This is a genomic window from Pantoea sp. Pa-EAmG (assembly GCF_030024295.1).
In the GTDB taxonomy this organism is placed as follows: Bacteria; Pseudomonadota; Gammaproteobacteria; order Enterobacterales; family Enterobacteriaceae; genus Pantoea; species Pantoea dispersa.
Genome location: NZ_JASEWO010000177.1, coordinates 1 through 8,891, shown reverse-complemented (window position 1 = coordinate 8,891; position 8,891 = coordinate 1). Strand labels below are relative to the sequence as shown.

At 57.3% G+C, this 8,891-nt stretch carries 10 protein-coding genes and 1 pseudogene; 4 read left to right on the top strand and 7 right to left on the bottom strand.

All coding sequences use genetic code 11. From position 1 onward, the window contains the following. Window positions 1-419: GAF domain-containing protein (locus QMM04_RS18585; RefSeq protein WP_282996735.1), on the bottom strand; the 419-nt coding region annotated here is incomplete at its 3' end. A 343-nt stretch (window positions 420-762) separates the two neighbouring features. Between QMM04_RS18585 and QMM04_RS18580 the strand changes: the two genes are divergently transcribed. Beyond that, window positions 763-1,527 (top strand): DUF3658 domain-containing protein, encoded by a 765-nt coding sequence (locus QMM04_RS18580; protein ID WP_282996734.1) that lies wholly within the window; start codon window positions 763-765, stop codon window positions 1,525-1,527. A 304-nt stretch (window positions 1,528-1,831) separates the two neighbouring features. Beyond that, window positions 1,832-2,457, top strand: a pseudogene (locus QMM04_RS18575) (histidine phosphatase family protein). A gap of 32 nt (window positions 2,458-2,489) precedes the next feature. Here the strand turns inward: QMM04_RS18575 and QMM04_RS18570 are convergent. The 4 genes from QMM04_RS18570 to QMM04_RS18555 form a co-directional block, all read right to left on the bottom strand. Further along, window positions 2,490-2,882, bottom strand: a complete 393-nt coding sequence (locus QMM04_RS18570) for a hypothetical protein (RefSeq protein ID WP_282996733.1) — start codon at window positions 2,880-2,882, stop codon at window positions 2,490-2,492. A 63-nt stretch (window positions 2,883-2,945) separates the two neighbouring features. Then, complete coding sequence (locus QMM04_RS18565) at window positions 2,946-3,665, bottom strand: DUF554 domain-containing protein (protein WP_063434883.1); 720 nt, start codon at window positions 3,663-3,665, stop codon at window positions 2,946-2,948. After that, entirely contained in the window at window positions 3,643-4,275 is a 633-nt protein-coding gene (locus QMM04_RS18560; RefSeq protein WP_282996732.1) for a UbiX family flavin prenyltransferase, read from the bottom strand. The genes QMM04_RS18565 and QMM04_RS18560 overlap by 23 nt, the downstream gene beginning before the upstream one ends. An 11-nt stretch (window positions 4,276-4,286) precedes the next feature. Then, entirely contained in the window at window positions 4,287-5,771 is a 1,485-nt protein-coding gene (locus QMM04_RS18555; protein WP_282996731.1) for a UbiD family decarboxylase, read from the bottom strand. 185 nt (window positions 5,772-5,956) lie between these two features. On the opposite strand from QMM04_RS18555, the gene QMM04_RS18550 reads away from it, so the two are divergent. Next, entirely contained in the window at window positions 5,957-6,910 is a 954-nt protein-coding gene (locus QMM04_RS18550; RefSeq protein WP_282996730.1) for a LysR substrate-binding domain-containing protein, read from the top strand. On the opposite strand, the gene QMM04_RS18545 is transcribed toward QMM04_RS18550, so the two are convergent. Further along, window positions 6,895-7,095 (bottom strand): hypothetical protein, encoded by a 201-nt coding sequence (locus QMM04_RS18545; RefSeq protein WP_282996729.1) that lies wholly within the window; start codon window positions 7,093-7,095, stop codon window positions 6,895-6,897. The two genes, QMM04_RS18550 and QMM04_RS18545, sit on opposite strands and share 16 nt — an antisense overlap. 275 nt (window positions 7,096-7,370) lie before the next feature. Here QMM04_RS18545 and QMM04_RS18540 point away from each other — a divergent pair, with 275 nt between their 5' ends. After that, entirely contained in the window at window positions 7,371-7,571 is a 201-nt protein-coding gene (locus tag QMM04_RS18540) for a hypothetical protein (protein ID WP_282996728.1), read from the top strand. A gap of 169 nt (window positions 7,572-7,740) precedes the next feature. Here the strand turns inward: QMM04_RS18540 and QMM04_RS18535 are convergent, their stop codons facing one another. After that, window positions 7,741-8,211: a hypothetical protein gene (locus QMM04_RS18535; protein WP_282996727.1), complete on the bottom strand. Its 471-nt coding sequence runs from the start codon at window positions 8,209-8,211 to the stop codon at window positions 7,741-7,743. Window positions 8,212-8,891: the final 680 nt, after the last annotated feature.

Below are 8,891 nucleotides of genomic sequence, written 5' to 3'. Positions count from 1 at the left end.
TCTGTTCTGATCTCTGTGGAGGAGAAATTAATCGTTCCCCATATCTTTCCCCGCACCCACAAAGGCGCGGAGATGTAACTTTCCAGCCGCATCTGGCGGTAGACCGGATGGGTTTTAAGATCAGGGTGCTTGCCCGCATTGAGGACGCTGATGATGCGTCCCTTCTGCACCACCAGCTGACAGTAGGTGTCCTGAATATCGAACGTCATGCCGGGCGTGATATCCTCCTGGCAGGGTGAAACGGCAAGCAAGGTATACCGGTTATCCACGATCTGACTGATGATACCCAGCGTCATATCAAACGCCGCTAAGCCTTCTTCGAGGAGAGTGGTAAAGGCGACCTGAGGTGAGGACGCATGATGCACAAGGGCTTCATACAGTGAATGAAGTCGGTTGGTACGAAACAGATGCTCTGACATCGCGCGTCTCCTTGTTTTAAATGACTCCGTGCGTGGCGCTCATATTGCGTTTACAGGCGCGGGTTAGGCAATGTGTCATCCGAACTGCGTCCAGTTATTCACATCATAGACTTAACCCGTCTGAACGTCCTAAGGAAAGATAAGCGTGCGCTCTGCAACAGGCTACGGAGCAGGGAGGTTATGACAGGCAGGCTTTCCTCATCCGTGACGTGGCAGCCAGACCGGATGCCAGTGTGTTGACCCGTGATTTAACGTTGAAGCCGGATAATAGGAGGGTGCTTTTATCGGGGCGGATATCGCTGCGGTGGACATGCCCGGATGGGCTTAACGGAGGAATAGAGCGATGAAGCGAATTCGTCATGTCTGTCAGGCCGGAACGGCCGCTGAGCGGGTGCACGCCCTGACGGGAGGGAACGTGCTTGCGATTGCGGATGATGCCTCTGTGGGGCCGCTTCAGGATAGTGATTTACCCGCTCCCCGTCTGCGTGCCGCTTTCTGGGAAGCGGTGTTTGAGGGTGATCCTGATATGCCGAGTATGGCCTGGTACCATGAGCTGGGTGAGATCCGGTTTCAGCTGTCGACCCTGCTCAGGGAGGCTGATGAGATTGTGATCTGGGCTGGTCATCATCCAACAGAACAGCTCCTTCGTCGACGGATCCACGGATGGCTTTGGGAGACCAGCATCCCCGTTTACGAAGTGTCGCACGCCCTGGATAACAGACAGACTGAGCCGGGTGGAACGAACGGCCTTATGCCGATTACCACGATCCCGCCAGACATTCTTCGTCAGCGCTATCAGCAGCGACGTCTTGTGTCGGCGGGGCTACAACGCCAGCTGGCGAGCGAGTGGGAAGGCTGTCGGGAGAACGGGAAAGGCATCCGTACGCTGAAAAATGGCGTCCTCACCGAATCCGCCATTGACAGCGTTGATCCGGTGATTTTATCCCTGTTCAGCCAGAGACCGCTGGCATTGCACCGTGGAATCGGTCATGCGATGGCGATAACCGGCCTGACGGATGCGCTGTGCCACTGGCGTATAAACATCTTGCTCTCTGCGGGCTTGCTGAAACTGGAAGGGGGCGTGATCAGCCTGTCTTCACCCGCCTGATAAGAAATGGGCTACGCCCAATGCCTTCTGCTGGCGTGTAAAGGGCCGGGGGCGCAGTCGCTCAGGCTGGATGACATCAGATAAACGGGAAACAGACGTGTTGTGTCTGACCCTTTGCGTTTTTCTGCGCAGGATGATCCAGACAGAAAAAGCCAGGGAGGATCCTGACCCGGTTTATAAAACACGTCATTCTGAGTTATTGTTGCGGATGAGAGCAGGGAGTGTCCATCTGCAACGCCTGGAACGCCTTAACGGCAAAGCCGTATTTAAGCAGATCCTGCCACAGGAGCCTGCGTCATTTTCAATGAAACTCATTTTTGTGCGACATGCCGAAACAGAATGGAACCGGCACGGGGTTATCCAGGGCCACAAGGATAGCCCGTTGATGGCCGTGGCGTGCAGGAGACATCGGCATTACTGACGGCCTTAACGGATGCCGGTTATCCCGTGGACGGTGTCTTTACGTCACCCCCTGGGCGTGCGCGGCACATGGGGCAGGCGCTGGCGGGCCATGTTCAGTGCCCGCTGGCGATCGCGGCGGCACTGAAAGAACAGTCATTCGGTCAGTATGACGGCATGACGAAGGCGCAACTGGCGCATGAACACCCCGATCACTTCCTTGCGTTATTTTCACAGGATATCGCGTTTTGCCCTCCCGGCGGCGAGTCGCTTGCCTGTGCTTCTCAGCGTATTCTCCATTTCGTGTATGAGAAAAAGGCACCCGCAACGCATCAGACGTTTTGTGTGGTCACGCACGGGCAGGTCTTGCAGGGTATGATTGCGCTGCTCAGGAACGGAAACCTTGAGTATTTCAACCGCTACGCGCAGCCGAACGCCAGCTATACCGTGCTGGAGGGAGGTGGAGGGCATGGCATTACCCTCCGCTGGGGGATCGCTACCACCTGCTTAAGTTGCCAGGGGGGAAGGTAAGCGCGATGCGCCGGTCGAGCCCCGGCCCGCGGTTAATAGAGGAGTGTGTGCGACTGCAACATCAGCCACGCACGCTGCCCGGTTGCCTGCCGTATCCTGTTGCACAGCGCACCGGGCTCCATCAGAACATAACCCCGGGTATGGAACCTGTTGAGCACCTGCACCTGACTGACGGAGGCGAGATAGCGCGACGATGCCTGCCTGCGCCCGATACCGGCGCAGAGGCCTTTGCCGATCACCTCCTCATACCGTGCCGGGGTGACCCGGTCCTCATTGAGGATGACGGTCATGGTGTCGTGATGGCGCGTGACGGCAAGCGGATGCCAGGGACGCAGCGCCTGTTGCAGCTGTCCGGCATCATTTGCCTGCGCGGAAAAACAGGCAAGGATGAGCGCCAGGATAAACAGTCTTTTTCCATTGGTCATGACGGACAGAACGCCAACTAGCCGGAGCCGCCGGGCCTTTCGTCCCGGCGGATCCGTTTGCACTCAGAAATACGTGGTCCAGAAGCAGGACACCGGCATGGCGAGCACCAGGGAAGGCAGCATGCCCGCCACCGGAAAAACCTTGATTCCGGCGATGCGCAGGCCGGTAGCCACCATCAGGACACCGCCCACGGCAGAGAAATCAGCCTGCATTTCCGGGGTCGTCATCGGGAGAATGAACACCGCACTCCAGGCCAGCGCCAGCTGAATAATAAGCTGCGGAACCGCAACCAGCGCCACGGCATAGCCGAGAGTGGTCGCGAAAATCAGGGCCGTGAGCAAATCCAGAAACGCTTTGGCGATCAGCACGCTGTTGTCACCCGTCATGCCTTCATGCATGGCACCAAAAATCCCGGTGCCGCTGGCGCAGAAGAGCACAATGATCGCGACGTATTTTTGCAGAAATTCGGCCCGGGAGTCGGCGTCACCCGGATCTTCCCTGACCACGAGCGCGACCAGCCCGCGGGCTTTCCCACCCAGATAGCCGATGCCTTTCTCCAGGTAACAGAGCTCACCCAGCAGCGTGCCGAGCAGTACAGACAGTATCATCACCGGCATGTGGCTCACGCTGGTGACCAGTACGATCCCCATGCACAGCGAGGCTGCCCCGAAAATCAGCGGCATCGAGACGCGGAGCCGCTCGGGCAGGCGGGCGCTGATAATGGCTCCCGCCATTCCGCCAATTACGACGGCGGACCCGTTAATCCAGGGACCTGTGATCATAATGATTTTCTCCTGTTGTCAGATGATGCGTTTCTCCCCACCGGGGCAGGGACGGGCAGGGCAGACCCAGCAGACCGAGCGCCCGCGCCACGCTGTGTGCGATGATTGCTTCGCAGTCGGTGGGACGGGCATACCAGGCCGGGACCGGGGGAAAAATAATGCCGCCATTTTCCGTCACCTGAAGCATGTTACGCAGGTGTCCGGCATGCAGCGGCGTCTCGCGGACCATCAGCACCAGCCTGCGGCGCTCTTTCAGGGTCACGTCTGCCGCCCGCGTCAACAGGTTACTGCCAAGGCCGATAGCCACGGCCGCAAGGGTATGCATGGAGCAGGGGGCGATCAGCATACCGGCTGCCGGAAATGAACCGCTGGCAATCGCGGCCCCCACATCGCCAATGTCATATGTCACATCCGCGAGCGCCGCGACCGCCTCTTCCGTCAGGGTGGTTTCATGACGGCGGTTCAGCTGCGCGGCGGGGGAGACGACCAGGTGACTCTCTACCTGAAGCGCCCTGAGCGCCCGCAGGGCCGCCACGCCGTAGCCAAACCCGGATGCACCACTGATGCCCAGAATGATGCGGTGGGGAGGTAATACGTCGGTGTTATCCATGGCGTATCCCCTTACCCCGGATAGTCATCAGGCAGAAAACGCCGGACATCTACCTCCATAAAGGCGCTGCGGCGGAAGTCGTCTTTCATGCTGAAGGGCACCGTGCAGTCAAAAATGGTTTTACAGGCGATGCCGTGGTCGCGTACCGAATAACTGAAGGCCGGGTCGGAAGACGGATCCAGAGGGTGACAGCGAACACCCGGAATGAAGACGGTGCTGATATCACCCTGGTAACGCGTGGTCATGGCCCAGATCACGTCGCTGAGATCGAAAATGTCCACATCCTCGTCCACCAGCATCACATGCTTGAGCTCGGAAAAGGCCGAAAAGGCCAGCAGGGCGGCCTGGCGTTGACGGCCTTCATCGCTGGCCTGACTTTTTTTCACTTGGATGACCGCCAGGTATTTGCCCGTTCCTGGGGACGGGCAGTGCACGTTCAGGACAAAGCCGGGCAGGGCCCGTTCTACCAGTTGCAGAATACTGGCTTCGGTGGGGATCCCCGCCATGTTGGTGTGCTCATCGCTGGGGCCGATGCACGTCTGCAGGATCGGATGGCGGCGGTGGGTGATGGCTTTCACTTTGATAACCGGGACCTGCGGCTGCGCCTTGCCGGTATAACCCGGGAATTCCGGCATGGCTTTCCCGCTGTTGGTATGCTGATCTTCCCTGACCCGGTAGTCCGGGACAAGCTCGCCCTCGATCACCACCTCGGCACTGGCAATCGCGCGCGCCTTCACGGTCAGACAGTCCACCAGCTCCACGGGCTGCTGGCGCAGCCTGCCCGCCACCGAGAGCTCGTCATAGCCGAGCGGAGTGGTGGGCGGTTCAAAGCAGGCACCAATTTCAATGGCCGGATCCACCCCGATACTGATGGAAATGGGCAGGGGAAGTCCGTCCTTCTCTGCCTTCTGGCGGAACGTATCCAGATGGCGGCCCGGGACGAAGTACATGGATATCTCATCCCGGCCCTGCACGCAGAGGCGGTGGATCGTAACGTCGTGCTCACCGGTTTGCGGATCGGCAGCGTAGCACATCCCCAGGGTAAAATAGGGGCCCGCATCTTCCGGCGTGTTGGTCGGGGCCGGGAGGATATCGAGTATGCTGAAGTCTGGATCGGAGGCCAGGTGTACCACCTCCTGACAGACGGCATTTTCGGGGGGAATGACGACGGGAGGGACAGGATGGCTCACGGCGTCGCGGAGTAAAAAGGCCAGCTTCTCCGGCGTGCTGTGCAGCAGTCGGGCCACGCGTTTGCGGGAGGCCAGCAGGCCAATCAGCACCCGCATATCGGTATAGCCATTAATGGTGTTAAATAACATTGCCGGGCCGACGCGGGTAGGACGCATAACCGTCCCGTGCGCGCCGATATAGCGATAGACACCCGAGAGCTCGGCGCTCGGGTCGACAGGTTCATCGGTTTCGATGAGTTCATTTTCATACTGGCTCAGCAGCGCCAGCGCACTGCGCAGGTCGGTGACCTTGTGGATATGGGACATGAAGAATTCCTCCTGGCGTGGCCGGAAGACTCGTCTCCCGGCAGGATGATGCGGGGCCTCTGCCGGACCGGCAGAACACTCCTGGACACCTGACAGTGTGCGAGTCAACCGAAATTCTGGTCCAATCACATTTCTCCTTGTTTATATGTGGGATTGTTATGGGAAGAACGGTCAGGGGGGAAAGGGTGGACTATAGGTATCTGCACGCGTTTGTGGTGCTGGCCGGGGAACTGCATTTCGGCAACGCCGCGCGACGACTCCATATCACACAGCCGGCATTAAGCCGCCAGATCCGGGTGCTGGAAACGCACCTCGGTATGCCGCTGTTTATCCGTGACCGGCGCCATGTGGTCCTGAGCACGGAGGGAAGACGTCTGGCTGAGGCCGCCCGGATCTCCGTCAGCCACTACGAGAAACTCATGTCGCGGGCACGCAGCTTGCGGGAAGGGTTCAGCGGTCAGCTCAAGCTGGGTTATGTGGGCTCGGCGATCCTCGATCCTGCGCTTACATGCCTGACCAGCGGGTACCGCAGGATCCAGCCGGATGTGGAGATTGTCATTGAGGAGCATAATGTCAGCGATCAGCTCACCCTCCTGCTCGATCATGAGCTGGACGCGGGGCTGATCCGCTCCCCCGTGCCGCGTTATGCCGGCCTGAACTACCTCAATCTTGCCACCCGGCCACTGATCGCGGCCGTGCCTCATACCCATCCGCAGGCTGCCGTTGAGCGCATTGCGCTGGTATCACTGGCCGGGGACACTTTCATGGTACAGCAGGATCCGCCCGGCGTGGGGCTCGGCTGGTCTGCCTTACACGCCTGCGATCAGGCCCGCTTTGTCCCGCAAAAAATTCACTATACACGGGATGTGGCGGTGGCCATTGGTATGGTATCCCTGGGGATCGGGGTCACCCTCGTGCCGGAAACACAGCGCTCGGTCACGCTGCCGAATGTCTGTTATTGTTCCCTGGAGGATGCCGGGGCGGTAACGACCCTGACGCTCTGCTGGCCAAAATCCCGCAAAAGCCGCGAGCTGATGGAATTCATTCGCTACATTACTCCCGAGATGCTCGCTTCGATGACGCCTCCACCGGAGGACGCCCGTTCCACTTTCGGCGGTTTTTCTCACCCCGCTACGTGAGAGGGGGTGGCGACATGCGGCTGGATTTTTTCATCAGGCAACTCAGCCGTGTCAGCACTCCGGACCTGAAAATGAGGACGAGTGTTGGCGGCAGGCAGAACGTCGCCCTGAGGCACGGTCTGCGCCGCAGTAAACAGTGAGAATGCCAGCAGGATACCGGCATAAAGGCGACGGTGTATCATCATAACGTTGCTCCTCTCAGTGTGAACCGACCGGGAGCATAGCGGATGAGATGTTGAGTACGGTTTTCTCACCTTAAACCTTTCAGGGATTTTGTTGGATCCCGGTAAACCGTTTTTCAGCGCGTTTCCGTGCGTATCCGGGTGCATGCCGGAATACAGTTCTGCATTGCTCCTCTTCTGGCAACTTCCTTAAATGCGTTTTCAGTATTTCTACACCCACCCGCTCTGCACCCCCGTATAATTTCCTCAGCACATCTCAGCACATCGAGGAGGGGAAAATGAAAGAGGGCTTCTACGGGATCCAGCATAACGGCGTGGTGCAGGTGGCTTATTACAGTCACGGCATGACTGACGATCTTGAGACGGGACAGACCATTCACGGTGTCTGGCATTTGACGCAGGGGGACGACCTCTGTGACAACGGAGAGGCGGAAATCCTCGCGGGGCCCCTTTCTCCCCCGTTCCCTGAAAAGAGATAGCTTCCTGAATGTATGGCATTTCCTCCTTTCGGCACGACGCTCCAGGAATTCCGGTGGAAGGGGCCCTGAAGGATTCTGTGTTTTTAACTGACAGCGTGCCTGCTGTCAGCCTCTGCCTGGCTGCTCTCTGAGCGGGCGTTTTGATGCACAGGCGTAAATCATTGACCCCTTAGATCAATAGCACGTAAAGTATTCCCATGGTGAATCCTTTCTGTGTGAAAGGGCGTTCCAGTCCACTGCTCTCTGCAGGTATGCACGCGTCTTTACTGACTGGGGTGAAGGCACCGGGAGGCACCCGGCACCGTGACAACAATAATACTGGTCTGAAATTCCTTGAGAGCCTGCCTGAAAAGCAGGCTTTTTTTTTATCTGCTGCTACGCTTTGAACCGTGGGGAAACTGGCCTGCCCGCAGGTTCTTCTGAACCTCAGTGAATCAGCCGATACAGCTTCACCTGGAGGGAAGGTCAACTCACACCTACCTGATATATAGTCAACTTTTTCGCCCGCCCGCAAAAGCGGGCTTTTTTCTGAACCACGCTGCTCGCCAGCCCTGATTTGGTGGGCTTCCCTGTCTGATTCATTATTGTGTATTTGAAAGTACGGTTGCACATAATGAGCCCCGAACGCTTTTTCGCTCATGGCTAGTCCCTGCCAGGGCGGAATCACCCAAATGCATTACTTTTACACCGGGTCTGTAAGTTGATTCAGAATAAGTCAATGCGTTTAAATACCAAATGGCTGACAATAATGGACTCTTCGCACATGTACGATGAAAACCATTGCGTGTTCGGTATGCGCAAGATGTTGCGTGACGATATCAGTGTGGGCAGTTCAGTAGTGCTGTATACGCAGGGTTTTCCTTACGGATGTCGTTCTGCACTATCCGTGATGACGATGGTTAGACTCTCTCCAGCCAGGATGAAGTAGCTCACCAGGTGGCCTCATCACTTGACCTTGCAAAAAAGGTGGCTGTGGGGGCGAATGGGCTGATTATCTTATGAATCAGTAGGATAATAAACTCATCTCTTCTCTAATTTTAACCTGACGTTTTTTCAGATGCCTTTATCCCTCAGCCTCAGCTATATCGTATCCGGTCGTCAGGATACCACCTTCCACCCACTCACTCTGCGGCATACCTGTTTGCGAGGTGGTGGCGCGCGACCCAAAGGGCGTTACGTTCTGTCATTTTTATGAACAATAGTGCTAAAAAAAAGGTAATGAGATTACAACCACATTCCCCGGAAATGTTATAGAAACAAGTTGCATACGCATTTAAGTTCTAAGCAGGGGATGAAAAATGCCGGATAATAAACAATTTA

Coding starts and splice junctions, on each gene's coding strand:
- QMM04_RS18580 (WP_282996734.1), top strand. CDS start 763: ATGAAGCGAATTCGTCATGTCTGTCAGGCCGGAACGGCCGCTGAGCGG.
- QMM04_RS18545 (WP_282996729.1), bottom strand. CDS start 7,095: ATGATGATACACCGTCGCCTTTATGCCGGTATCCTGCTGGCATTCTCA.
- QMM04_RS18535 (WP_282996727.1), bottom strand. CDS start 8,211: ATGAGCGAAAAAGCGTTCGGGGCTCATTATGTGCAACCGTACTTTCAA.
- QMM04_RS18570 (WP_282996733.1), bottom strand. CDS start 2,882: ATGACCAATGGAAAAAGACTGTTTATCCTGGCGCTCATCCTTGCCTGT.
- QMM04_RS18560 (WP_282996732.1), bottom strand. CDS start 4,275: ATGGATAACACCGACGTATTACCTCCCCACCGCATCATTCTGGGCATC.
- QMM04_RS18540 (WP_282996728.1), top strand. CDS start 7,371: ATGAAAGAGGGCTTCTACGGGATCCAGCATAACGGCGTGGTGCAGGTG.
- QMM04_RS18565 (WP_063434883.1), bottom strand. CDS start 3,665: ATGATCACAGGTCCCTGGATTAACGGGTCCGCCGTCGTAATTGGCGGA.
- QMM04_RS18555 (WP_282996731.1), bottom strand. CDS start 5,771: ATGTCCCATATCCACAAGGTCACCGACCTGCGCAGTGCGCTGGCGCTG.